Origin of the sequence: Bacillus sp. CGMCC 1.16607 (genome assembly GCF_042683745.1) — a bacterium.
In the GTDB taxonomy this organism is placed as follows: domain Bacteria; phylum Bacillota; class Bacilli; order Bacillales; family Cytobacillaceae; genus Pseudoneobacillus.
The window spans coordinates 191313-216546 of the sequence record NZ_JBHUJX010000019.1 but is presented as its reverse complement, the minus strand read 5'-3'; the positions used below and the strand labels follow the sequence as shown (position 1 = coordinate 216546).

22 protein-coding genes, 1 pseudogene and 1 riboswitch are annotated in these 25234 nt (G+C 36.7%); of the genes and pseudogenes, 17 read left to right on the top strand and 6 right to left on the bottom strand.

What is annotated here, in order from left to right; genetic code table 11:
* The first annotated feature begins 72 nt into the window (after nt 1-72).
* From ACFSO7_RS13435 to ACFSO7_RS13420, 4 genes are all read left to right on the top strand, one after another.
* Nucleotides 73-561, top strand: coding sequence for a PTS sugar transporter subunit IIA (locus tag ACFSO7_RS13435; protein WP_377877837.1), 489 nt, complete (start codon nt 73-75; stop codon nt 559-561).
* Between the two features lie 198 nt (nt 562-759).
* Nucleotides 760-2199, top strand: coding sequence for an N-acetylglucosamine-specific PTS transporter subunit IIBC (nagE, locus tag ACFSO7_RS13430; RefSeq protein ID WP_377877836.1), 1440 nt, complete (start codon nt 760-762; stop codon nt 2197-2199).
* A 177-nt stretch (nt 2200-2376) separates the two neighbouring features.
* Nucleotides 2377-2724 (top strand): lmo0954 family membrane protein, encoded by a 348-nt coding sequence (locus ACFSO7_RS13425; RefSeq protein ID WP_377877835.1) that lies wholly within the window; start codon nt 2377-2379, stop codon nt 2722-2724.
* A 20-nt stretch (nt 2725-2744) separates the two neighbouring features.
* On the top strand, nt 2745-3386 hold the full coding sequence (locus ACFSO7_RS13420; protein ID WP_377877834.1) for a PspA/IM30 family protein: 642 nt from the start codon (nt 2745-2747) through the stop codon (nt 3384-3386).
* A gap of 23 nt (nt 3387-3409) precedes the next feature.
* Here ACFSO7_RS13420 and ACFSO7_RS13415 read toward each other — a convergent pair whose 3' ends face one another.
* Entirely contained in the window at nt 3410-4507 is a 1098-nt protein-coding gene (locus ACFSO7_RS13415; RefSeq protein ID WP_377877833.1) for a GIY-YIG nuclease family protein, read from the bottom strand.
* Between the two features lie 691 nt (nt 4508-5198).
* On the opposite strand from ACFSO7_RS13415, the gene ACFSO7_RS13410 reads away from it, so the two are divergent.
* Nucleotides 5199-6221, top strand: coding sequence for a VanW family protein (locus ACFSO7_RS13410; RefSeq protein ID WP_377877832.1), 1023 nt, complete (start codon nt 5199-5201; stop codon nt 6219-6221).
* Nucleotides 6222-6277: 56 nt separating this feature from the next.
* Here the strand turns inward: ACFSO7_RS13410 and ACFSO7_RS13405 are convergent, their stop codons facing one another.
* Nucleotides 6278-6643 (bottom strand): DoxX family protein, encoded by a 366-nt coding sequence (locus ACFSO7_RS13405; protein ID WP_377877831.1) that lies wholly within the window; start codon nt 6641-6643, stop codon nt 6278-6280.
* Nucleotides 6644-6850: 207 nt separating this feature from the next.
* A riboswitch (cyclic di-GMP riboswitch) is annotated at nt 6851-6934 on the top strand.
* 136 nt (nt 6935-7070) lie between these two features.
* Between ACFSO7_RS13405 and ACFSO7_RS13400 the strand changes: the two genes are divergently transcribed.
* The 9 genes and pseudogenes from ACFSO7_RS13400 to ACFSO7_RS13360 all read left to right on the top strand — a co-directional run bounded on the left by ACFSO7_RS13400 (nt 7071) and on the right by ACFSO7_RS13360 (nt 16534).
* Nucleotides 7071-8294 (top strand): sensor domain-containing diguanylate cyclase, encoded by a 1224-nt coding sequence (locus ACFSO7_RS13400; protein WP_377877830.1) that lies wholly within the window; start codon nt 7071-7073, stop codon nt 8292-8294.
* A gap of 205 nt (nt 8295-8499) precedes the next feature.
* Nucleotides 8500-9303: pseudogene (locus ACFSO7_RS13395) on the top strand (MCP four helix bundle domain-containing protein); the annotation flags it as partial.
* Between the two features lie 354 nt (nt 9304-9657).
* A complete protein-coding gene (locus ACFSO7_RS13390) occupies nt 9658-10245 on the top strand; it encodes a methyl-accepting chemotaxis protein (protein WP_377878011.1) in 588 nt (195 codons plus the stop codon).
* Nucleotides 10246-10312: 67 nt separating this feature from the next.
* Nucleotides 10313-11077, top strand: coding sequence for a MerR family transcriptional regulator (locus ACFSO7_RS13385; protein ID WP_377877829.1), 765 nt, complete (start codon nt 10313-10315; stop codon nt 11075-11077).
* A 418-nt stretch (nt 11078-11495) separates the two neighbouring features.
* The gene (locus ACFSO7_RS13380) at nt 11496-12077 is read left to right on the top strand and encodes a YitT family protein (RefSeq protein WP_377877828.1); all 582 of its coding nucleotides are present in this window, start codon (nt 11496-11498) and stop codon (nt 12075-12077) included.
* A gap of 77 nt (nt 12078-12154) precedes the next feature.
* On the top strand, nt 12155-12448 hold the full coding sequence (locus ACFSO7_RS13375; RefSeq protein ID WP_377877827.1) for a putative quinol monooxygenase: 294 nt from the start codon (nt 12155-12157) through the stop codon (nt 12446-12448).
* Nucleotides 12449-12587: 139 nt separating this feature from the next.
* Complete coding sequence (efeO, locus tag ACFSO7_RS13370) at nt 12588-13439, top strand: iron uptake system protein EfeO (RefSeq protein ID WP_377877826.1); 852 nt, start codon at nt 12588-12590, stop codon at nt 13437-13439.
* Between the two features lie 3 nt (nt 13440-13442).
* Nucleotides 13443-14741: an iron uptake transporter deferrochelatase/peroxidase subunit gene (efeB, locus tag ACFSO7_RS13365; protein ID WP_377877825.1), complete on the top strand. Its 1299-nt coding sequence runs from the start codon at nt 13443-13445 to the stop codon at nt 14739-14741.
* Between the two features lie 38 nt (nt 14742-14779).
* Nucleotides 14780-16534, top strand: a complete 1755-nt coding sequence (locus ACFSO7_RS13360) for an FTR1 family protein (protein WP_377877824.1) — start codon at nt 14780-14782, stop codon at nt 16532-16534.
* 45 nt (nt 16535-16579) lie between these two features.
* Here ACFSO7_RS13360 and ACFSO7_RS13355 read toward each other — a convergent pair whose 3' ends face one another.
* Nucleotides 16580-16738 (bottom strand): Fur-regulated basic protein FbpA, encoded by a 159-nt coding sequence (locus tag ACFSO7_RS13355; RefSeq protein WP_377877823.1) that lies wholly within the window; start codon nt 16736-16738, stop codon nt 16580-16582.
* 472 nt (nt 16739-17210) lie between these two features.
* On the opposite strand from ACFSO7_RS13355, the gene ACFSO7_RS13350 reads away from it, so the two are divergent.
* Nucleotides 17211-19643 carry a S8 family serine peptidase gene (locus ACFSO7_RS13350; RefSeq protein ID WP_377877822.1) on the top strand — a complete coding sequence of 811 codons (2433 nt, stop codon included), beginning with the start codon at nt 17211-17213 and terminating at the stop codon, nt 19641-19643.
* Between the two features lie 96 nt (nt 19644-19739).
* Here the strand turns inward: ACFSO7_RS13350 and ACFSO7_RS13345 are convergent, their stop codons facing one another.
* Nucleotides 19740-20318, bottom strand: a complete 579-nt coding sequence (locus ACFSO7_RS13345) for a biotin transporter BioY (RefSeq protein WP_377877821.1) — start codon at nt 20316-20318, stop codon at nt 19740-19742.
* A 146-nt stretch (nt 20319-20464) separates the two neighbouring features.
* Nucleotides 20465-21376, bottom strand: coding sequence for an ArsR/SmtB family transcription factor (locus ACFSO7_RS13340; protein WP_377877820.1), 912 nt, complete (start codon nt 21374-21376; stop codon nt 20465-20467).
* A 151-nt stretch (nt 21377-21527) separates the two neighbouring features.
* Here ACFSO7_RS13340 and ACFSO7_RS13335 point away from each other — a divergent pair, with 151 nt between their 5' ends.
* Nucleotides 21528-22193, top strand: a complete 666-nt coding sequence (locus ACFSO7_RS13335; protein ID WP_377877819.1) for an NAD(P)H-dependent oxidoreductase — start codon at nt 21528-21530, stop codon at nt 22191-22193.
* Between the two features lie 25 nt (nt 22194-22218).
* Entirely contained in the window at nt 22219-23196 is a 978-nt protein-coding gene (locus ACFSO7_RS13330) for a quinone oxidoreductase family protein (protein ID WP_377877818.1), read from the top strand.
* A gap of 152 nt (nt 23197-23348) precedes the next feature.
* Here the strand turns inward: ACFSO7_RS13330 and ACFSO7_RS13325 are convergent, their stop codons facing one another.
* Nucleotides 23349-25124 carry an ABC transporter substrate-binding protein gene (locus ACFSO7_RS13325; protein ID WP_377877817.1) on the bottom strand — a complete coding sequence of 592 codons (1776 nt, stop codon included), beginning with the start codon at nt 25122-25124 and terminating at the stop codon, nt 23349-23351.
* Between the last annotated feature and the right edge of the window lie 110 nt (nt 25125-25234).

Genomic DNA, 25234 nt, shown 5'->3' with positions numbered 1-25234 from the left:
ACTTATTCTCTAATACAAGTAATAAAAATATAGTAATCATCATCTAAAGTCTTAGTGAAGGAGAAGGAAGAAATGCTATTTAATCTTTTTAAAAAAGAAAAATTACAAATAGTTATGCCAGTCAATGGTGAGATAGTCCCCATTGAGAAGGTTCCTGATCCCGTTTTCAGTCAAAAGATGATGGGGCAGGGGATAGCTGTTATTCCAGTTGGGGGGAATATTTGTGCTCCAGTAGAGGGGAAGATTATTCAAATTGCCCCTACGAAGCATGCTATCGGCATTCTTGCGAAGGATGGTTCAGAAATTCTCATTCATATAGGTTTGGAAACGGTTTCTTTAAAGGGAGAAGGTTTTAAAGTAGATGTCAGTTTGGGTGAAACGGTATCTGTTGGCCAGTTGCTGGTTAAAGTTGATTGGGAATATATCCGTACTCATGCAAAAAGCATCATCACACCGATCGTCATTACAAATAGTCATGGAGGAGATAAAGTGTATACCATTACGGAAGAAAAGGAAGGTATTCAAGGTGAAACCGTGATTATGACAGTAAATGCAAAATGATTAGTATGGTGAGTAGCGGTATGCTCCTAATTTACCGAATATTCATATAAAATGAGATCTCCACGTCTTCAAAGATATTAAAGGAAAGAAGGTGAGAGCTAAATTTACTTAACTTAAAATCACATCACATATTTGAAATTATTCATTCTTATTAGTAACAGACGTTAAAAGGTTATATTGACAAGGAGGAAGGTTCGAATGAAGAAATATCTTCAAAGGCTTGGCCGATCATTGATGCTGCCTGTTGCTGTGTTACCAGCTGCTGCTATTTTAATGGGGATTGGATATTGGATCGATCCTACAGGCTGGGGAGCAGGCAGTCCCATAGCAGCTTTCTTAATTAAAGCGGGTGCTTCCGTAATTGATAATATTCCGGTTTTATTCGCGGTAGGGGTAGCCTTAGGGATGTCAAAAGACAAGGATGGCTCCTCGGCTTTAAGTGGACTGGTAGCATTTTTAGTTGTTACGACCTTACTTTCAACGAATTCAGTTGCTCTACTAAAAGAAATAGATCCGGCAAATGTAGACCCTGCATTTGTAAAAATAGGAAATGCTTTTGTAGGGATTCTTTCAGGGATCATTGCCTCTATCATGTACAATCGATTCAGTCATGTTCAATTGCCAGATGCTTTGGCTTTCTTTAGTGGAAAAAGATTGGTGCCAATTATGACAGCGGTTTCGATGCTATTCGTTTCTTTAATTTTATTCTTTGCGTGGCCAGTCATTTTTTCGGCATTAGTTTCCTTTGGAAAAGGGATTAGTGATTTAGGTGCTGTTGGTGCAGGTTTATATGGTTTCTTCAATCGATTATTAATTCCTACTGGATTACACCATGCGTTAAATTCTGTTTTCTGGTTCGATGTAGCTGGAATCAATGATATAGGTAACTTCTTGTCTGGTAAGGGCGAAAAAGGTGTAACAGGAATGTACCAAGCTGGATTCTTCCCAATTATGATGTTTGGTCTCCCAGCTGCAGCATTAGCGATGTACCATACAGCAAAAACAAAAAAGAAAAAACAAGTCGCTTCATTGATGGTTGCCGCAGGCTTTGCTTCCTTCTTTACAGGGGTTACAGAACCACTTGAATTTGCGTTTATGTTTGTTGCGCCAGTTCTTTATTTAGTCCATGCCGCATTAACAGGTATTTCTTTAGTGATTGCTTCCCTTTTTCACTGGACAGCAGGATTTGCCTTTAGCGCTGGATTTATCGACTTTTTCCTAAGTTTGCGAAATCCAATTGCCAACCAACCCTATATGTTATTAGTACAAGGACTTGTTTTTGCCGTCATTTACTATGTATTATTCCGCTTCCTAATTACAAAATTCAACTTAATCACATTAGGTAGAGAAGATGATACGGATGATGATACAGGTATGGAGCCTATTTCTAAAGGAAACTTTGCAGCAATGGCTGCAAAAATTTATGAAGGGCTTGGTGGAGATGCGAATGTAGTATCGGTTGACAATTGTATCACTCGGTTAAGAGTCGAAGTGAAAGATATGAACGCGGTAGACCAAAGTAAAATTAAATCTACAGGTGTTCCGGGAATAAATATTGTCGGACCACAGAGCATCCAAGTGATTGTAGGAACATCTGTACAATTCGTTGCAGATGAAATTGAAAAAATTCGCAATTAAAATGCATACAAAAGTGCCAGGGACCACGAATTTCTTCGTGGTTCCTGGCACTTTTTTTATAAATAGACTGACCCTCTCTACACCTTAAGACCTATTCCAAAATAAAGCTCAAGCTCGTTATGAGAAAGTTGGAATGGAGGTAAGATGATATCAAGATCAAGAAAGGGTGAAAACAAAATGAAAAAATTTGGTTTACTTTTAGCAGGTGGAGTTGCAGCAATTGTATTACTTTCTACGATTGGTCCGATGATTGGGCTACTAGTTAGCTTAGTACTTCTATACTTTATTTATAAACAATTTTTAAAGGCAGAATCAACAGGTGGAAAAATTGGCATAGGAATCATCGGTTTCTTCGTTCTTATGGCAAGCATTCATAATGTTCCTGCAATCATCGGCTTAGTAGCTGCTTATATACTCTACCTAGTATATAAAAAATGGAATGGGAAGAAATATGCAGTAGTAAAAGAAGAAACAGATCCATTTGTTAATTTTGAAAAACAATGGAATGACTTGAAAAATTATTAAAATTAAAGGAGAGAAATGACATGACAAACTTATTTATAAGATTAAAGGATACTATAGCTGCAGATTTAAATGGGGCACTTGATAAAACAGAAAGCAAAAATCCGATACTTCTACTTAATCAATATCTTCGCCAATGCGAGCAAGAAACAGAAAAAGTAGGTAAGCTAGTGGAGCGTCAACACGCATTAAAAGAAGGATTTATTAGGGAAGTGAAAGAAGCCGAGGAAATGGTGGAGAAAAGAAAACATCAAGCTGAAATTGCAGCCAAGGCAGGGGAAACGGAGCTTTATCAATTTGCAGTAGCTGAGTTAGAGCAATATGCTGGACGTGCCGAACGCTTAAATGAGTCCCTAAAACAAGTAATCGGGCAGCTCGGGGAATTAGAAAGAAAATATGAAAAAATGAAACACAAACTGAAAGATATGAATATACGTCGGTTAGAATTAATGGGACGTGAAAATGTAACAAGAGCGAACCACCGTATGGACCAAGTTTTGAAATCCAATACTTATTCCGATTCATCAATTTCTCGTTTCCAAGAAATTGAAGGTTATCTGGATCGTTTAGAACACCAAGTAAATCATTCTTATTACCGCAGTACGATTGATGCAAGAGTTGCTCAATTAGAGAAAGAGATGGGAGAAAACAAATCGATCTCGTAATCATATGTAACACAAAAGAACACTCAACCTGAGTGTTTTTTTGTGTATTGAATTTCAAGTAACTGGGTTATTTCTTCACCTAGTTTGGCATTGTTCTCATTTTCTAAACAGTTATCTTGGATAACAAAATAGTTGCAATGCTTGCTAGTTAGATAACTATATATAATCTGAGCTTCATCGATTTCATTTCTGTCCACTTCAACAAATGTTCTATCCTTCATTTTAAAATACATCAATATTTTTTCCTTTATTATTGATCTTAAATCCCCTAATTGAAAGTCATTAAGAACATACTTTTCAGTAAAAAGAATTTCTGTCCTCTTAATAAGAAAAAGCTTGATAGTTGATGGAGTCAATGATTCGATGATGGCTATATTTTTGTTCTGCTCTGTGAATTCAATCACTTTTTCTTTTTTTAGTAAGAAGGCTACTGCATCTATATGATCTCTATACTTGGCTGCTGATTCAAAATCAAAATGAAGCGAAGCATTATGCATCTTTTGCTGCATTTCATTAATAAGGCCCATGTCGGTACCATTAAGTAAGGAAATGACTTTTTCAATGATGCGGTTATATTCTTCTACCGCAGAACCACCAAGGCAAATTCCATTGCACAATCCTAAGGAATAGTTTAAACAGGCAGACCCGCTGTTTGCGGGATTCGAGCAAAGTAATTGAAAACATTCTTTAATACCTTGGATTGCTTTTTCCACAGTACTTCTACTTGTATAGGGACCGAAATAAAAATGATCGTCATCCTCCATGAACCAATTGGTTATTTCAATCTTGGGGCTCCTTTTTGTCTGGTGAATCTTAATATAGACAAATGACCCAGGATTTTTCATTTTTCGATTGTAGATTGGTTTGATTTCTTTTATTAAGTGACATTCCAGCAAAAAAGCTTCAAATTCTGTATCGGTCAGAATGTAATCAAAATCCTTCAAATGTTTTACTAGCTTTTTTATTTTTGGAGAATGCCCCTTTGAGTCTCGAAAATATGATTGAACTCGTCTTTTAAGATTTTTTGCCTTACCTACATAAATAACTCCGCCGACGGAATCTTTCATTAAATAAACACCAGGGGATGAAGGGAGAGTCTGCACCTTTTCTTGTAAAATCATATCTATTCCTTCCTAACCTAATTTTATTTAAGTCTCTTTTCGCAAAGATTGTTGTTTTAAAACTTTGGAAACGCAAACTGTTGATATAGAGATTGATTGGAACGGAAGGTGCGAGACTCCTGCGGGAGCAGCGGGACAGGTGAGACCCCGCAGGAGCGTACACTCCGAGGAGGCTCACCGCCCGCCCCGCGGAAAGCGAGCAACCTGCAGTGGAAATCAACCATTCTACTTGTTCAAGAAAAACAAAATTTATGAAAAGTGCCTTATTTAAAAACTAGGAATCTCGGAGTTTAATTCTAACATTATTATAAAATCAGATTTCCATATGGCAAATGTTTAATTTGTGGTGAGCTTAGAAATATAGTTTATAAGTTGTGGTTAACTCTGAAGGAGTTTTTCGTAATCTAGCTCCAGCGCCTAGCCCCGAAGTATAGGATGTACAAGTGTCGACAATGCGACAGGACGTCGTGCTATTGTCGACCTCGAGATCAAATGGCGCCCCAAAGATGAAGTTAAAGAGCAAACCTCCTCTTTGGGTCGGCATTTGCTTGTCGGGGCTGATCAAGGCGCTTCTGAATTTTTTTCCAAATGAGTTTGTCTTAAGGAATATGGACATAGAGGTGTGAATACAATGGGGAATGTGACTGACAGCCTATGACTTAGGACAAAAAAAGGAAAAGTTGGGAGATCAATGGGGAAGATTACATGGGTAACATCGATGATTTTGACTGCTAGTTTGATAGGATTAGCTGGATGTTCAGAAAAAACAACGAGGGAAAAGGAATTAGAGAAAAAAATAGTTGAATTACAGAAACAAATTGAATTAGAGAAGAAAGAAGCGTTGGATAAAGATAAGGAAAAGCCATTGGAGGAAAAAAACGAAGAAGAGGTCATTTTAGTTGAAGTGGTAGATCCTAACACGAAACAAGTTATCAAAACTATTAATCCGTTAGAGTTAGGATTTGGAACGGATAACGAAAATTATAAAAAGGAAATTGAAGGTTGGGTCAAAACGATTGCAAGAGGAACAGAAACAATCAACGGCTATGACCAAAGAATGATTCCAGACAAATTAGATGAAAATGGTCAGGTGATAAAAGGAAGTCCACGTATCATACTTGAGGAATCGGAGTTAGTGGAAAAGGTGATAAATGCGTCTTTAAAAGGTGGAACGGTTGAATTACCTCTTTATGTTACTGAAAGTGGATATAAGCCCGAAGAGGTTTCTAATTTGGGAGAAGTGGCAATCGCCTCGTTTACGACGTATTTTAATAGTAGTGTAGCGGGAAGAACGAAAAATATCGAGTTATCAGCACATGCGATCAATAATGTCATTGTTGGAGTTGGCGACATTTTTTCCTTCAATACGACAGTTGGTCCTAGTGATGAGGCACATGGGTATCAAAAAGCAATGGAAGCGGTGAATGGGAAATTGGTCGAAGGGATTGGTGGTGGAATTTGCCAAACATCCTCTACATTATTTAATGCTGTAGATAAACTCGGTGTAGCTTATGTAGAAAAACATCACCACTCAGTGAATGTCGGGTATGTGCCAAAAGGAAGAGATGCCACTGTATCCTATGGAGGACTTGATTTTCGATTTCAGAATACGACAGGGGCGCCTTTCTTATTAAAAGCAGTTATTAATAAAGGAGCACTTACTATAGAAGTAAGAACATCGAAAGCAAATCAAAGCCTTATCGTAAATAGATAAATTAGTGAAAAAGGTAGGCAACTTCAATTAAGTAGTGCCTACCTTTTAGTTCATTATTAATGATGATTACGTGTGTAAAGAATGAATAGTAGAACTAACATAATAATGTCTAATCTAGCATTAAAAGCAAATGCCATAAAGCCAGTATGTAGTATTGGAACTTTTGTTAATATAATCGCTGCTATCATAATTGCTATTAACGGAATCGTCGTCTGTTTAACGTGTTTGTTCACTATTAGGAATAAACCGCAAATCATTTCTACCGTAGCTACCCCATACTTCAGATAAAGTGGAAAAGGCAGGCCTAAATTGATAAAGTAGTTTCCTAATTCAACGCTAATTAGCTTCATCAAGCCCGAAATGATAAAAACATAAGCTACTGTATATCGAATTAATTTATAAGTTGACAGAGATGTATTCAAATCCATTCCCCCTTTGTTAAACTATATGTTCAAGAGTGGACAAACTTTCATACTAAATTCATGTAGTTTGTCTATATTATTGCGCCTAATTATTTCCATATTTTGTCGAAGATTGCCTAACCATTAGCCATTGACTATGGTTAGTAAGCACTATATATTTAAGGTAGTGGATATTTATGGATTATGCTGAATAATTAAATAGCGTACGTTTAGAAAAGGCAAACTCATTGAAAAATGAGGACGCAAAACTAAAGGGGCTAAGTCGAATGATAATGCCAGCCAGTTACCGAAAATTCCTGCTTTTTGGTAATAGATGAATCGGTTAACGACTTATCTATTTTTTTTTATTTTTTTCTTGTCATTTGTATTTGTTTTTTAATATAGTAAGTCTGTAGTTTGTGTAAATACCTTTATGGAAGTGTTAAATATGGGAAATAAGGAGATTTTATCGTTAATTAATCATTTGCTTAAAAATATTGGAGTTCAAAAAAATATTCTTTCAAAAGAAACTCTTGAAGAATTTGAAAAACATATTGGAGATAGGGAAGAAAAAGAAATAGTAGATTCCGTCTTACTTCAATTAGAATTAATAAATGATCAGATGGAAAATATGAGCTGGTTGAATAAGCATTATAAAATTTTACATGATTTTGCTCAAATTTGTAGTAAAACATTGGACGAGGATATACTTCTTGAAAAAGCGTATGAAATGGTCTCTCAAGTTATGAACACGGAATCTTTTTTTATTGCTTTTTATAATGAAGCTGAGTCATTGATAGATTTCACGTTTGTTATGGATAAAGGGGAATACTATCCACCAATTATACGTGAATTAGGTGATAATTATACCACCCAGGCGATTTTATCAAGGGAAATTGTCCATCAGAAACAGTTAGCTCAATCAGAAGAATATAATGCTCTATATGGATCAGATGGTATCACTAGATCATGTCTGTTTGTACCTGTCATTATTGATGATCATGTCAGAGGAGTGATTTCTGCTCAAAGCTATTCGGATTTTGCCTATCGAAAAGAGCATGAAGAATTACTGCAAATCATTGGGACTCAGGTGATCAATTCAATCGAAACGGCCAGACTATACAGAAGGATCTTTGTCATGTCTCAAACAGATGAATTAACGGGGTTAAAAAATCACCGAGCTTTCCATGATGATTTATCAAAAATGATTAATGATAATAATCAAGAAATCACCCTTATCATGATAGATTCAGATCATTTAAAAAAGGTAAATGATAATTTCGGTCATGATATCGGCGATAGATATTTAAAGATATTGGCAGATGGAATCAAGAGTGTTTGTGGGGAGAACATTGAGGGTTACCGCTACGCGGGAGATGAGTTTATGATTATCATGAAATCTCCATTAGAAAACGAGATGGAGAATCTTTATGATAATTTGATGGAGTATTACAAACAAAATCCACTTATCATATTAGAACACTCAATCATCGTATCAGTCAGTTCTGGTGTTGCTGTTTTCCCAAATCACGGAAAAACAGTAGATTCATTAAAAAAAGCAGTTGATGATGCTTTATACGTAGCAAAAAAGCAAGGAAGAAATCGATTTATTAGAGCTGAGAAAACGAAGAATTTTTTATATCTATTTAATGATGAGATGTTTTTTATTTAATATAGAATGTCAGGTTATTCATAAGGACTAAAGTCTTTTTGAATAATCTGGCATTTTTTTTTAGGACTTTATTCATACTTTATTCATTTTTTTGTCTCTTTTTAGAAACAATTTACACTTATAATTATTGGCTGTAGAGTGAGATTTTTACATATCCTTGAAATAATGTAATGCTATATAAATTTAATTGGAAGGATGTTTACAAATGAGTATATTTCGAAATCTAAAATTTGGTCAAAAAATAAGTATATTGACCATTTGCTTTTTCCTCTTTCTGGTTATCATTGGTGTGACCTCGATAAATCAACTATCAAATATTAATGCGAGTATCCAAAATTTAAATGATAGAATGCTTGTTCCAATTGTCAAACTTGAGTCAATAAAATCCGAAATTGAGTATATTCGGTCCCAGGCGAATTCCATAATGGATGCTGGTAATGATGATGAGCTGAAAAAAACGATACAAGAGGATATCAATACCCATATATCTTCAGTAAATAATCAGATATTAGAATATAAGGGCAATCAGGATTATGAAAATTTTCAAGTGAGTCTTAAGGAATTTTTCACTGCCTTTGATACTTTTATTGAGAAAAATGGGACAGGCAAAATTCAAGGAATGCCTGCAAATGATCAAGAGGTTGGCGGCAGCATGGTTCCCAGTGGTCCTCCTGAGGGTTTGGTTAATTTAGATAAAACGAGAAAAGGGGCTATCTCTGCTTTAGATAAAATTATTGATAAACATATTAATGACGCAAAGAATACATATCAAGACAGTAAAGCTGCATATCGCATAACAATGATCGTGATCATCTCTCTTTTAATAATAGGGGCGATAAGTACTTTTATTTTGTCTATTATTATTTCAAGATCCATCGTTATACCAACGAAAAAGGTCTCTACTAAATTAAAGGAAATATCTGAAAGTAATGGCGATCTGACAAAACGGATTGGTTATGATAGTAAGGATGAGATTGGGGAGCTGAGTCAATGTTTTGACTTATTTGTAGACAAGCTCCAATCCATCATAAAGGAAGTAGCTAGTTCGTCGGAAACCATTTCAACTTCAAGTGTACAATTGAATGAAGCAACAATTATTACAACTAAATCACTTGAAGGAATATCGAAAATGGTGGCGGAAATAGCCTTCGGTACTTCACAGGGAGCAACTGTAACAGAGGAAACAACATCAATCCTAGGGGAAGCAGCACTCTTTTCAGATGAAACCTCAATGGCAACAAGGCAAACAACGGAAAATACTAAAAAGGTTCAGGAAGCAGCAATGGAGGGTGCTGACAAAATTTCTGAAGTGGTTTCATTCATAACAGAGATTGCTTATTCTTCAAAAGACGTTTCAAATCTCATGAATGAACTCAATCAGTCATCCAACAAAATTGTAGATATCATCAAGATAATAACGGGAATATCAGCACAAACCAATCTGTTGGCATTAAATGCGGCCATTGAAGCTGCTCGTGCAGGTGAGTCTGGAAAAGGTTTCAGTGTGGTAGCGGATGAAATTAGAAAGCTTGCGGATGAAAGTAACCGAGCGGCACTTGAAATATCAGAACTTGTGAAGGAAAATCAGTTAAAATCTATTTCTGCTGTAAAATCAGTTCAATTAGTAGAAGAAAAAGTTTCTAATGGGGTACATAAATCTTCAGAGGTAACTGCTAATATCCAGAATATAAATGAACATATATTACACATTGTACGTGAAATTGAACAAATCGATACGGCTAACAAAAAGCAGGCATTGTCTACAAAAAATATCGAATTCGCTATTTCGAATCTTGCATTAACTTCAAATGAAATGGCGGCAGGCACAGAAAATATTAGCGAGAGCATTGATAAACAGCTTAAAACAATGACAGGAATCGAAAGTACGACAGAGCAGTTATCGGATATGGCAAAAAAATTAAAAGAACTTACTGCTGGATTTAAAATATAATTTTTAAATATTTGTTGACATTGACGTTGCGTAAAGGTGTATCGTTGCTTTATGAGGAGATGATCACATGGAATATACAGTGCAAAAGCTTGGAAGTATAGCGGGAGTAAGCACAAGGACATTACGATACTATGACGAGATTGGAATTCTTAAGCCGGCAAGAATTAATTCGTCTGGTTATCGAATCTATGGGCAAGCGGAAGTGGATCGCCTACAGCAAATCCTTTTCTATCGAGAATTAGGAGTTAGCTTAGATAGTATAAAGGATATCGTCACTGCCCCTTCCTTTGATGGAGCTTCAGCGCTGAAAGAACATCGTGAGAAACTCCTTGAAAAAAGAGAGCAATTAGATTTGTTAATAAGAAATGTAGATAAAACGATCGCCTTAACGGAAGGGAGAATTCATATGTCAAATAAAGAAAAGTTTGAAGGATTTAAGAAAAAAATGATTGAGGATAATGAGAAAAAATATGGGAAAGAAATTCGCGAAAAATATGGTGATGATACGATTGATAAATCAAATGCTAAAGTCATGAACATGGGCCAAGAAGAACATGATGAAGTGACAAAATTAGCGGAGCAGGTGCAAGTTACGTTGGCGCAGGCTTTTGCTACTGGAGACCCTGCAGGGGAATTAGCACAAAAAGCAGCTGATTTACACAAGCAATGGTTATGCTACTACTGGAGTGAATATAGTAAAGAAGCGCATGCAGGTCTTGGACAAATGTATGTGGATGATGAAAGATTTACAGCATATTACGATAAAAATCAGCCAGGAACGGCTCTCTTTTTAAGAGACGCGATTTTAATTTACACTGGGATGAAAGCATAATTTAGTAAACAATCAAAAGCAGTTGGTTTTAATTGGCCAATTGCTTTTTTTCTTCTTAAAAAATAAGAAAGTATAACATTTTCGGACTTAGAAAATTGTCCAGCGCAAGCGTCCTAGCCCCGACGTTCAGGATGTACTAGTGTCGACAATGCGACAGGACGCCCGAGCCCTTGTCGACCTCGAGGTCAAATGTTCGCCAGCCAAAAAGTCAAAGAACGACTTTCCGGCCTGCGAAGCATTTGCTTGGCAAACCAAAGAACGGTTTGCATAAGTGCGACTAGGTCTCTGGCTTCGTTACCTCGCCAATCGACCAGTCTTCTTTATCGGGGCTGATCAAGGAGCTTGCGCTTTTTCTGTGAATTAAGCCTCTTTTCTATCATATAGATAATAGTAAAATACTTTTTAAAGGGGTATTCAATTGCTAAGAACTTTATTAACAATTATTGTCGCGAGTTTTCTCATTGGGTTAGGTGTCAATGGTTTTGTATTACCTTCTCGTTTAGTTAACGGGGGAATATGGGGAATTAGTTTACTGGCTAATTATACGTTCGGTTTCCAACTGGCAATCACCTTTGTCTGTCTTAACTTACCAATTTATTTCATTGCAATCAAATACGATTTAAATTATTTTTTTAAAGGGTTAGTAGGGACATTGATTTCGGCAATTGGAATTAATTTGCTATTCCCGATTAGCGGGTTTAATCATCTACCTTTATTAGCAAATGTTGTTCTTGGAGGGCTATTTATTGGTACAGGCGTTGGAATGATGCTTCGAATACACGCGAGTCCAGGTGGAGTAGATTTGCTTGCTCTCATAATATCGAAATGGCTATCCATCAATGTAGGTATTGTGATTTTATGTATAGATGCACTAATCATTTTAACGGCGGTTTTAATATTAAAAGATGAAAAAATGCTCTATTCGTTAATTATCGTAACGATCGTAGGTGTCATTGCATCGATCATGACCTCTATCAAATCGATTCGGGTTTATTCATAACAATTATTTGGAAAAGGTCATAAAAAGACGTATGATAGGTTTGATGGAATATGGACAAGCAAAAGGAGGAAATCAACATGCTCGTACTACATGCGTATATTAAAGTGGATCCTGCTAGACGAGAAGAGTATCTACAGCATGCTAAGGAAGTAATGAAGGGTTCTAAAGCGGAGGCTGGTTGCAACAGTTATCATCTTTATGAAGATACAATTGAACCAAATACATTTGTGATGGTGGAGGAGTGGAAGGATACTGCTGCACTTGAATATCATTTTAAGACAGAACATTACCAAGCATTCAAGATAGCTACCGAAGGAATGCTGGTCGAACCGCCACGTTTAGTGCGTTATGATGTAACTGGAAAAAATTAATAAGTCACTTTAAAAGGCACCTAGAGTATTTGCTAGGTGTCTTTTCTTAATATATTCACAAATAATCTATTGATAATGATTTTCAAACTCATTATAATTGAGAATGGAAATCAATCGTAAATTAGGAGCGTTCATGTTTATGAAAAAATATAAAGTCCCATTTATTTTATTATTATCTAGCAGTCTATTGTTTGGGTGCACGGCGAAAGATCAAGATTCTTCTGAACCGAAAAAAGAAGAAAATGAAAATGTAAAAAGTGAACAAGTGGATTTAAGCCAAGTTTCAACAGATTACCGTACCTACGCAATCAATGAAATTGATGAATTTGCGAAGAAAACAGAGGCTTTTGCCAATGCGGTAATTGCTGGGGAAGTTGATAAAGCGAAAGAACTATATGCACCTGCAAGAATGCATTATGAACGTGCTGAACCTATTGCAGAAGTTTTTGCAGATTTAGACCCTAAAATTGATGCTCGTGAAGGTGATGTACCAGAGGCAGAGTGGGGTGGATATCATAAAATTGAAATGGGTCTTTGGGTAGATAATACAACAAAAGGCTATGAAACGTATGCAGAGCAGCTGATTAAAGATGTGAAACTGTTACGTGCAAAGGTAGAAACAGTTGAAGTAACACCAGAGTTACTTATAACAGGGGCTGTGGACCTTTTAAATGAAGTATCAACGTCTAAAGTAACAGGGGAAGAAGATCGCTACTCCCATACTGATTTATACGATTTTGTAGCAAATGTTGAAGGTGCTGAGAAAATTTATCAATTGTTAAAACCTGCACTAGAAAAAAAGAATAGCAATCTATCAGATGAAATTGGTAATCACTTTAATTCATTATACGGATTGCTTGATCTGTATAGAAAAGGCGAAGGCTATATTACTTACACAGAATTGACACCAGAACAAGTAAAAGAATTAAGTCAATCCATTAACGGGCTAGCAGAACCGCTTTCCCAGTTAGGAATTGTGCTGGAGGGATAAACCTTGTCAGAGATTAAGAGAGAAGAAGATTCCAATCTACTGAAAAAACAAATTTCTAGAAGAGAAATACTAAAAGCAGCAGGGATAGGTGGAGTCGGTGTTCTGCTAGGTGCAGCAGGAGTCGGAGGAGCATTAGCGGTTGCTGACACGATGTCTTCATCCATAAAAAAAGACACCATAAAAGACATCGTTCCTTTCTACGGTAAGAATCAAGCGGGAGTGGCGACAGAGGTCCAAAACCATGTTTACTTTGCTTCCTTTGATGTGATCACAGGAAACAAAGAGGAACTGGTTAAGCTTTTTAAAGAATGGACGGCTGCAGCGGCTGCGATTACGGAAGGTAAAGCGGTTGGAGATTTAACGGATAACAAACTGATGCCACCAGATGATACAGGAGAGGCTGAAGGACTTTCTGCTTCGAATCTAACGATTACCTTTGGAGTGGGACCGACTTTGTTTACTAAAGATGGCAAAGATCGTTTTGGTCTACAAAATAAACAGCCGAAAGAGTTAAAGGATTTGCCAAAATTTCCGCTTGATGCCTTAGAAAGTCAGTGGACAGGAGGAGACATTTGTATTCAAGCGTGTGCAGATGATCCTCAGGTTGCTTTTCATGCGGTTCGAAATTTTGCACGAATTGCACGTGGAAAAGCGGTGCTGAAATGGGGTCAAGCTGGATTTCAACGGACAAAACAGGCGAATGTGAAAAGTGAAACTCCTCGTAATCTATTTGGGTTTAAGGATGGTACGATTAATCCTGATGTGAATAATGAAAAGGAAATGAATGAGCATGTCTGGGTCCAAGAAGGAGATGGTCCAGATTGGCTTGTTAACGGCTCCTATTTTGTCGTTCGCCGTATTCAAATGTTCCTTGAGGTTTGGGATCGGACCGTTCTTAAGGAACAAGAAAACACATTCGGACGTTATCGTGACAGTGGTGCCCCTCTTGGTCAGCAGAAAGAATTTGATGAGGCTGATTTTAAGAAGAAGAATGATCATGGGCAGGAATATATTCCAAACACTGCCCATTTAAAGGTTGCTCGCGGTGAGGGAAAAGAGAAAATCTTACGCCGTTCCTTTTCATACGCGGAAGGAATGGATATCAAAAGAGGAACGTTTGATGCTGGATTATTATTTATTAGTTTTCAGCGCAGCCCCGAAAAGCAATTCGTTCCTATCCAACAAAGGTTATCAAAAATGGATCAATTAAATGAATATATAGTCCATCGGGGCAGTGCTATGTTTGCATGCCTTCCAGGTGTAAAAAAGGGAGGATTTATTGGGGAAACTTTGTTTTTATAGTTTCTCTTTTTTTCTTCTATAATAGGAGCTGAATAAATGTGAGAGTTTTTTATAAAGCGGGCTTATTTGTTCTGACTATTTTTTTGTTCGTTAGTGCATTTGCCGATTCCGTATTAGGCCAAAATAGTTATGATGATCTATACATTGAGATTGGCGATGCAATTATGAAGACGAAGGAAGCTGATTGGGTTTCTGTAAATACTAGTATCGATAAATTTAATCAGCTATGGCAGGAAATAAAAGCGGGAGAAAAGGCGGTAGAGGTTAATCGCTCATTAACAGAAGTGCAAAATGAGTTAGTAAAATCCGAAAAAGATGCTGACGCTATTGGAAAGGCTCTTTCTTCGTTATCGAAAGCGTTAGCATCCTACCATAATGCTGAAAACCCTTCCAACTCTGAATCGGAAAAAGCAAAGCTTACTGCGCTTATCCCTTATGTAGATGAGCTTAGTGAAATTATTCAAAATGGACAATTAGAAGAGGCAAAAGCAAAATACGAGCAGTTGTTAGCGAAATGGACTTCCTATGAAGTCATTGTTCGAAACGAAAGCGTTGTGTCTTATGGAGAAATTGAAACTGGATTCGCTTTACTAAGAATTTCACTCACTCAAACTCCTCCAGATCAAGAAAAAGCTTTGAAAAGTGCAAAGAAAATGAAAGTGGCTTTAGATAATTTTATAAATGGAAAAATAACAAAAAAAACGACAAGTGATCACTCTCTAAGTGAAGTGATTGCTTTATTAGAAAAAAGTGAGCTAGCACTAGAGGGGAAAGAGCCTGCTAAGGCGTCTGATCACTTAAATCAAGTATTGCTGATTTGGCCAGCGGTAGAAGGCGAAGTGCGAACGAAAGACACAAAACTTTACGCCAGTATGGAAAATGAAATCCCTGCTGCAATTAGTCTATTAAATTCTGAAAAGAAGGATATCCTAAAGGCGAAATCAATTGTTAATGATTTACAAGAACGTCTACAATTGCTTTCTGGAAAAACAAGCTATTCTTATATCGATGCCTTACTAATCTTACTAAGAGAAGGTTTGGAAGCATTATTAATTATCACAGGTTTATTAGCATTTTTGAAGAAAACGAATCATCAGGATAAACAAGGTTGGATATGGGGTGGAGTGTTCGGTGGAATAGTGGCTAGTGCCATTCTTGCAATTGTGATGAATGTATTCTTTTCTAAATTGACAGCAGCATCCAGCCGGGAATACATTGAAGGAGTTATTGGGATTATTGCTGTGGTCATGATGTTGACAGTAGGAGCTTGGCTTCATAAAAAGACCAATATTGCTCACTGGAATCAATATATTAAAGAGAATCTTGGAAACGCACTGGCAAAAGGAAGTTTATTATCCATGACGTTACTAAGCTTTCTATCGATTTTCCGTGAGGGTGCTGAGACTATCATTTTCTATGCCGGAATGGCGCCGTCAATGGAGATGAACCAGCTTATTCTAGGAATTGGAATTGCCATTGTCATTTTAGTCATCCTTGGATTTGTCATTATACGCTACAGTTCTGTTATACCGATGCGACCATTTTTTATTACGGCAACCTTACTGATTTATGTATTATCATTTAAAATGCTTGGAGTCAGCATTCATGCCCTACAGGTTGCCAACACTTTACCAGTTCATTCATTAGCAAATGTACCTTATTATGATGGGCTTGGATTTTTTCCAACATTGGAAACAATTATTCCACAATTCGTATTGATTGTGATGATTATTGGAACGACTATTTATGTTAATAAATCAGGCAAGAGTCAGCATCATGCTATCGCCAAATAGATTTGAGAGAGTTATTGGGAAGACGGAGAATAAGTGGCTATGAAATCACTTTGATGCTTTGTGTTTTTGATATAATTGGATCATATCGCTCAAGGTAAGCCCATGTAACTCAGGGTCAGTAGATTTATAAACCCCCGCATCTACTAATTTTTGTTTGTAGTATTTTTTTGCTTTTTCAATCGCCTTACGCAATTCATTAGACATGGAAAAAATGCTCCCTTCTAAAAATAAGGATGAGACTGGAAAGCCCTTAATTATTAATCATATGCGAGGGTGCTTGGAAAGTAGACGGATAAAATAGTAAAAAAAGTCCTGAAAAAATTTTCAGGACTTTTTTCTATTGACAGTTGATTAGGCTAATTCTTTCAATCTACATCCTGTGATGGAGAAAACATATGCTGGCTAACCTCGAAAGAATGCATTTTAAGAAAGAACTGTAGATTAATATGATTATTGCTAATAGACAATAATCGCAGTTTTGCCGAAATATCCCATTTGTTGTAATGTCATTGTCAATAATCCGCTAATCACGTCGAAACAATAGTCATTAATGCTCAAGGGAAAACTAATTTGTTTTTAGAATATTAATAATATTATGTCAATAACGCGGAGGTGTGATTTTTTAAGAGGATACTTTAGAACTTATAAAATATAAATAAGGGGTTGGAGTGGAAAAATGTCAAAAAGGTTTATTAAGTCCGTTATTATCTCATCTGGATTACTATTAACATTTGCACCATTAGGAGTAGGTGCCAATGTTAAAACAAGCACAACTGAAAACGTACAGCTAGCGGAACTATTTGGTGATTATAATTTCGCATCCTCGCAAACTACTTCAGTCATCGTTGAGCTAAAAGAGCCTTCAATCTTAGAAGCAAAACACAAAGGTAAAAGTCAATCAAAATCAAATCTTTCAAATGCTCGTAATCAAGTAAAATCAAATCTTAGTAAAATTGTAAAAAATTCAAATGTAAATCGTGAATATGATTATGTATTTTCTGGATTCTCGGTAGAATTACCCGCTAATCAAATACCTGAACTTTTGGCGTTACCGGGAGTTAAAGCAGTATATCCTAATGTTACATATAATGTGACAAGCGTCGGTGATGGGGAAGCGATTTCTGAAGAAGAATACAGTCCGAATATGTTAGATAGTGCCCCGCATATTGGGGCTAATCAAGCTTGGGACAGTGGATTTACTGGAAAAGGAGTAACGGTAGCAGTTATTGATACAGGAGCCGATTATACCCACCCAGATTTAGCACATGCATTTAGCGATTATAAAGGCTGGGATTTCGTAGATAATGATAACGACCCACAGGAAACTCCAAAAGGTGACCCAAGAGGTAATTCTACGGATCATGGTTCTCACGTTGCTGGAACAGTTGCTGCTAATGGTTTAATTAAAGGGGTTGCACCAGATGCAACATTACTTGCTTACCGTGTACTTGGACCTGGCGGAAGCGGATCAACTGAAAACGTTATTGCAGGTGTTGAAAAAGCAGTTCAAGATGGAGCGGATGTTATGAACCTATCATTAGGTAATTCATTAAACGCGCCTGATTGGGCTACAAGCATTGCTTTAGACTGGGCAATGGCTGAAGGTGTTGTAGCCGTCACATCAAATGGAAATAGTGGTCCAAATAACTGGACGGTTGGTTCTCCAGGTACTTCTCGTCAAGCCATTTCTGTTGGAGCAACACAGCTTCCTTATAATGTATTTGATGCATCGATTACTACATCAGAAGGAATTTCGTATCCTTCTAGTAAAGTAATGGGATTCCCGAACGATAAAGCGATAACAGATTTAAAGGGACAAACTCTTGAGTTTGTAGATGTCGGATTTGGTTCTCCAGCGGAGTTTGTTGGAAAAGATATACAAGGGAAAGTAGCGTTAATTAGCCGTGGGGCTGGAATTGCATTTGTTGATAAAGCTTCGGCTGCAAAAGATGCAGGAGCTGTTGCAGCGATTATTTATAATAACGTAGCAGGTGAAATTGTCGTTGTTCCTGGTACAGCAATTCCTACACTAAGAACAACTCAAGAAGACGGTGAAAAATTAAAAAGCGAATTAACCAAAGGAAACAATAAAGTTACATTCGATGTTAATTTTAATTCACGATACCCTGAAACAATGGCTGATTTCTCATCTCGTGGTCCAGCTACAGGTACTTGGATGATTAAGCCTGATGTTTCTGCTCCTGGAGTTAACATTAGAAGTACAATCCCAACACATGACCCTGCAAATCCTCATGGTTACGGATCGAAGCAAGGAACAAGTATGGCATCTCCACATGTAGCAGGTGCTGCAGCATTATTATTACAAGCTCATCCAGATTGGAATGTGGATGATGTTAAAGCAGCGTTTATGAATACGGCTGAAGATCTAATTAACCCAGCGACAGGTCTAGTTTATCCTCATAATACACAAGGTGCAGGTAGTATTCGGGTAGTTGATGCCATTAAAACGGATACACTTGTTACACCAGGAAGTCATTCATTTGGGACGTTCTATAAGGATAAAGGGAAGCAAGTAGAAAAACAACATTTCACCATTAAAAATCTTTCTTCCGATCGCCAAACTTATAGCTTTGAAGTAAATTTTGGAGAAAGCTCAGACGCTATTAAAGTATCAACAAGTAATAACCTTAAGGTTAATGCTGGTCAATCCCAACAAGTGAACCTAAATGTACAAGTAGATGCCGGGCAGCTTGCTCCTGGCCACTATGAAGGTACGATTAATATTAGTAACGGAAATAAAACTATAAATGTTCCAACCATACTTTTTGTAAAAGAGCCTGATTATCCTCGTGTATCAAGCATGTCAGTATCACAAGATAGTAATGGGCCAGTAGCTATTAATGGATATTTCCCAGGTGGAGCAGAAACAGCAGTATTTTTCATTTATACGGCAACTTCAACAGGATCACCAGTACAATTTATAGGGGTAATTTCCGAGCATACTAATGTACCTGCAGGATATAATACCTTTGATTGGGATGGAACTGTAAATGGACAAAAGCTTGGTAAAGGCTTTTACAATTTATATTCCAATGCGACGTATGCTGGTAAAACAACTCAAAGTGGAGTGAATTTTGAAATAAAATAATGTACTAAAAAGGGTCGCAATTCATGAATTGCGACCCTTTTGTTTTAAGCGTCTTGAATACTTTGATTTAGAATTTTTTGTAATGAATTACTTCATTTATGCTGATTTAGGTAAATTAGTCTTCTCTGAAAATAATAGATTTGCAGAGATCAACCTATTTCTTACTAAAATACCAATCCATGAAGCAAGTGCTGCTTTAATTAATCCCACAATAATAAATGGAGTAAACCCACCTGCTAAAGCTGCTGACCAAGTTAAATCGGCAGCAATTTTTAACCAAGCCGTTCCGAAAGCTAAGGTAATCAACATTCCAATCGTATTAGCGATCATGGCATTCATCAGATTGAAGGATGTCTTTTCCATAATCCAGCCCATTAAGAAGGCTGCTGGGACAAATCCTACTAAATAACCTCCTGTTGGACCGACAAGTTTGGAAATACCGCCGGAAAACTCAGCAAATACTGGTACTCCTACTGATCCAATAAGAAGATACAAAAGTACTGACAACGTTCCGTAACGCGATCCAAGGATAGTAGCTGCTAACCCGATTGCAAGTGTTTGGCCTGTTATAGGAACAAGCGGAAGTGGAACTGTAATTTGTGCTAATACACTTATGATTGCCGCAAATAAGGCAGTCACAATCATCATTTTTAATTTTTGTTGTTGGTTGGTCATATGTCGCTCCTTCTCTGGATTGTAAACTTATATTTATGGTTGGTTAACAATTAAACTATATAAATATTTTAAAAATTTGTCAATAGATTATACCTCTTTATGCTTAAGCATTTAATAACGAAAATAAGCTGCCAATGCCCGGCAGCTTATTTTTCAATATATTCATTAAATTGTTCCGTGAGCTCTTTCATCCCATTTGGTCGATAAACAAAGGTTTCACTGCAACATTCATTTGTATGATAAGCACTTATAAGGCCTGCGGTCCGTAATAACATGACGTGGTGATGGACGGTGCTTTTCGATACATCAAAGTGCTTTAATATTTCAGTAAATGTTTTCGGACCTTCCTTTAATAGCTTAATGATGCGAAGACGATTTTCATCGGCTAACGCTTTAGTGATTCTGGCTAGTTTCTTAGAAGGTTGGTGCGGATCTGAAACGAGTGCATCAACAGGATATAAAATATGTGCGATATTTTTAAACTTACTAATCGATACAAGTGGGCTTATGTGAAACGTTGGAGTCATTATCACCTGCTCTAAACCTTCATATGCCTCAATTCTTAAACCACCAGATACTTGCTCAACAAATGCAATGGAATCCCTAGCAATTATTTTTCCGTCCCATTTGCTTACAGATTCCCTTAATAGAACTAGAATCTCAGTATCCATTTTTGAAAAATATATATCATTCCATTTTTTAATTAAGTCTACATATCGATCTCTGATAGCAGATAAGTTTGACGGTAAAGATTCAGATACATATGAAAATAATTTCTCATAGATGCTACCCGGTTCAAGAGAATGTAGCCATTTGATAAAAGCCTCCACATTTTCTTTTTCAGGTGACTGCCAAATTAATAAATTTAAATATTGAAAGCAAGGAAGGTCCTTTGGATTTCCAAGGTCCAAATTTTGTGCATCTAATTTTTCTTGAACAGCTTTAATCCATTCAGGACCGAGGTCAGCGTTTTTGATCGATTTTTTGAAAAGAAATAATTCAAGACTATTGACCAATTCATACAAGGGGGAGAACTCGAATACTACTCGATAACTCATTTGATTCACCTCTTAATTTTATTCTACCACGATAGAAAAAAATATTAAATGAGGAAAATGTTGCAAATTTATTTGCTTTATAATAATATGAACTTATCAATTAGTTCTATAAAAATAGAACAATATCAAATAGGTGAAGGTAGGTTATAAAATGAATGTATTAATTGTCTTTGCGCATCCGTCATCGAAATCTTATAATGCCGCTTTAAAAGATGCAGCCGTTGAGGCTTTAATTGAAAGAGGGGCTTCTGTTAAAGTTTCCGATTTATATGGAATGAATTTTAACCCTGTCGCACAGTTAAGCGAGGTGGCTGTGCCTAAAAATCCTGACGATGTTCCAATGGATTTAAGAATCGAACGTGAGAAAGTGGAGTGGGCAGACTTTATAATTTTTCAATTCCCAATGTGGTGGACTTCTGCACCAGCAATTGTGAAAGGTTGGTTTGATCGAGTTTTTGCTGCAGGTTTTGCTTATGGGCCAGGAATTTATAACCATGGGAATCTTAAAGGGAAAAAGGCAATGCTCAGCTTTACAACAGGTGGAAGGCATCTGGAAAGCTATGGGCCTAAAGGGATAAAAGGGGATATGTCAGAACGACTATTTGGTTTACAACATGAAATTTTATATTTCAGTGGTTTGGATGTTATCCAACCGTTTATTGTGCCATCAGGTGTGAGTGAAGAAGAACGTAAGGACTATATTGAACTTTTAAAAGAACGGATGGAGAATTTAGAGAATTTACCGACCATAGCGTTCCATCCTTTAGAGGACTATGAAGGTGGACAATTGAAGGAAGATCAAATGCTTACTGTTTAATAAAAAGATATAGGAGAGATGTTTAATGTTAGCAGTTACCGTGAATCCGCAAGTTAAAAGGTCTTTACAATTAGAGGAAGTAGCAGTTCCGAAGCTTGAAGTTGGGGAGGTACTTGTAAAAATCAAAACAGCAGCTTTAAATCATCGAGATCTTTATGTAAATAATGAGTGGCGTGCCTTAAATTCTATCGATAAGAGAATAATTGCTGGTGGAGATGGCGCCGGTACTATCGTTGAAATAGGTGAGGGTGTTAATGGGTGGTCTATCGGAGATGAAGTTATACTAAACCCTTATGATATGGTGAATGAAAAGTTTCTAGGTGGGCCAGTTGATGGAACGCTTGCAGAGTATGTGAGAATTTCAGGACAAGCAATTTTAAGAAAGCCAGAATATTTATCGTTTGAAGAGGCAGCTGGCGTTCCACTTGCGTTAAGTACAGCGTGGGGAAATGTAGTAACACAAGGGAAGATCATGGAGGGAGAAACGGTTTTATTACAAGGAATTGGGGGAGGAGTTGCTTTATTTATACTGCAACTTGCTCTAGAAAAAGGTGCAAAAGTGATTGTTACATCAGGCTCAGACGATAAAATTAAGCGCGCCATAGAGATGGGTGCGATGGTTGGCTTTAACTATAAAACGGAAAACATCTCTGAAAAGGTATTAGAGTTTACAGCTGGTAGAGGCGTTGATGTGGTAATTGATAGTAGTGGGAAAGATTCGATTGAAAGTAGTATTAAATCGCTTACCCCAAATGGACGGTTACTTGTTTTTGGTTCGACAACTGGTGGAGTCGATTGGGAAAAGTTAAAAAATGAAAAATATTTCGTTGAAACAGGAATGGTACAACAACATGATTTAGAAGAGGCATTACAGTTTTATGCTGAAAGAGAACTTAGACCCGTACTATCTCAAAAGGTTTATAGTTTAGAAGAATACAAGGATGCTTATCAAGAGCTCGAGGAAGCGAAGCAATTTGGAAAAATTATTCTTAGCGTTTATTAAATAATAAAACAGCGAGGTACCATCCAGAATTACGGGGTGCCTCGTTGTTTGCTTTAAATAAAAGCTCTGTTAAAGTAGAATATTGCTTTCCGCTCCAATCAACAGTGCACATAAACAACACGGTCCTTTAACATGGCCTAAGTAAAAAAGAGTTATCTTTTTAACCATATATTCTTATAATCAACCTTTCCCCATGAGTTCAATAACATTCCCTGTAAAGAATGGTTGTGCATGACTGTTTGCTGTACGTGATAGAGAAATAACAGGCTATGATCCTTTTTTAATGATTCTTGAATGCAGTTTAAGTATTCTATTCTCTTTTCCATTTGTTCTTCTCTTTTACATAATGAAATGAATTCCTTTACTAAGTTTCTCTGTTCTTCTCCTAAATGATTATAAATAAAGCCATTTAAATACATAAACATTTCGATTAAAGAGATGTCCTCTTGAGTTCCAAGAACCTCTCCGGCAACGATTAAATCTGATTCAAGCACTCTTTGTTTCGTAAATTCCTTTATGGGAAGAATAACAATCTCAATTGGAATCCCTAAAGGGCGGAGCTCTTGTTGAATCCACTTTGCATTTTGTTCATTACTGTGCATTTCATATGTATAGAGTTGAAGAGATTCTCCTCGATAATTCGAATCGTTGATAAGTTGGCGAGCTCTTTTAGTATTAGCCTCACTGTTATATGTTTTCCGACTTTGTTCAGGAAAAAAACTATTTGCTGGTACTCCTTTAATTTGTAATTCATCAATCATTTTTTCACGATTAAGTGCAAAATGTATGGCTGAGCGAAGATATTCATCTTGAAGTGGCCCCGTTTTTTGCCTATTAAAGGATAAATAGGTGGCTCCTTTTTCCCAGCTTTCTAATTGGACATGGGATTCTTTTGCCACAGGAAAAACACCATAATAAATATCATCTTCTTTAAGTTTTCTAATCATACGGTTTTCCTCATAATTTGGCCAAATCCACATCTCAATACGGTCGAGATGAGGTCTTCCTTCAAAATAATGGTCATTTGCGATAAGTGTAAGTACGGATTCATTATTTTCTCCTACTTGAAACGGTCCTGTGCCAATGGGGTACCTAGTAAAAGAGTTACTTTTTTGTATTTCATTGAGATCAGAAGGAATGATTGAACATTTTTCTGAGCAAAGGTAATGAACAAATAAAACATCGGGTTCATGTAAAATAAACTCTAACGAATGTTTTCCGAGAATCTTTATTGTTTTTAAGGTGGATTTAATATTATCAAAGCTCGCTTCATTTAAAATGCGATGAAAAGAATAGGCAATATCTTCAGCGGACATCAGCTTTCCATGATGAAATCGGACCCCTCTTCTTAAGTAGAAACGCCACACTGTCCGTTCATGATTGCTTTCCCAATAATGGGCAAGTTCAGGTGTGATTTGTCTTGTTTTTTCATCAAAGGAAACTAGGGTATTGAAAATTTGGTTTACGATATGCGCTTCTGTTCGTCGATGTACAAAAGTAGGATCTAGGTCTAGAACAGGTCGATAAAACGGGAAGCGAAGGACATCTTCCTCATCACTATGCTGCTGAAATCCGAGCTGTAGGTATAACCATTCTGAGAATTCGTATTTAGTTCGTTGAATCTGAAGGTTTTCTATTAGCATCCAAGCCTCATTCAGTTTTCCCTCTAAAACTAGGCGTTTCGATTTTTCTAATATTAATTCATTTAATGGCATTAAAAAAGTCATCTGAGATTGATTTCCTCTCCCTTTGCCAGGCTGCCATTGAATGAAGTTTTTATCTACCATTTTCTTTAAAACTAACTGGACATTCCTTCGAGTACAACTTAAAGCGCACGTCAACTCATCCATGGATACAGAAAAGCTCTCTCCATCCAGGCTAAAATGAAAATGTTTTCTTAACGATATGTAGTATTGTTCTATATTCATCTTAGTTTTTTTAGAAAAGGCGAAAATACCTTTTCTAACCTTTCACTTTTTCTTCCTCTTTTCTAAAAGTATAATTCTCCTTATCCATTTGGTAAAGGGGAAGAAACAAA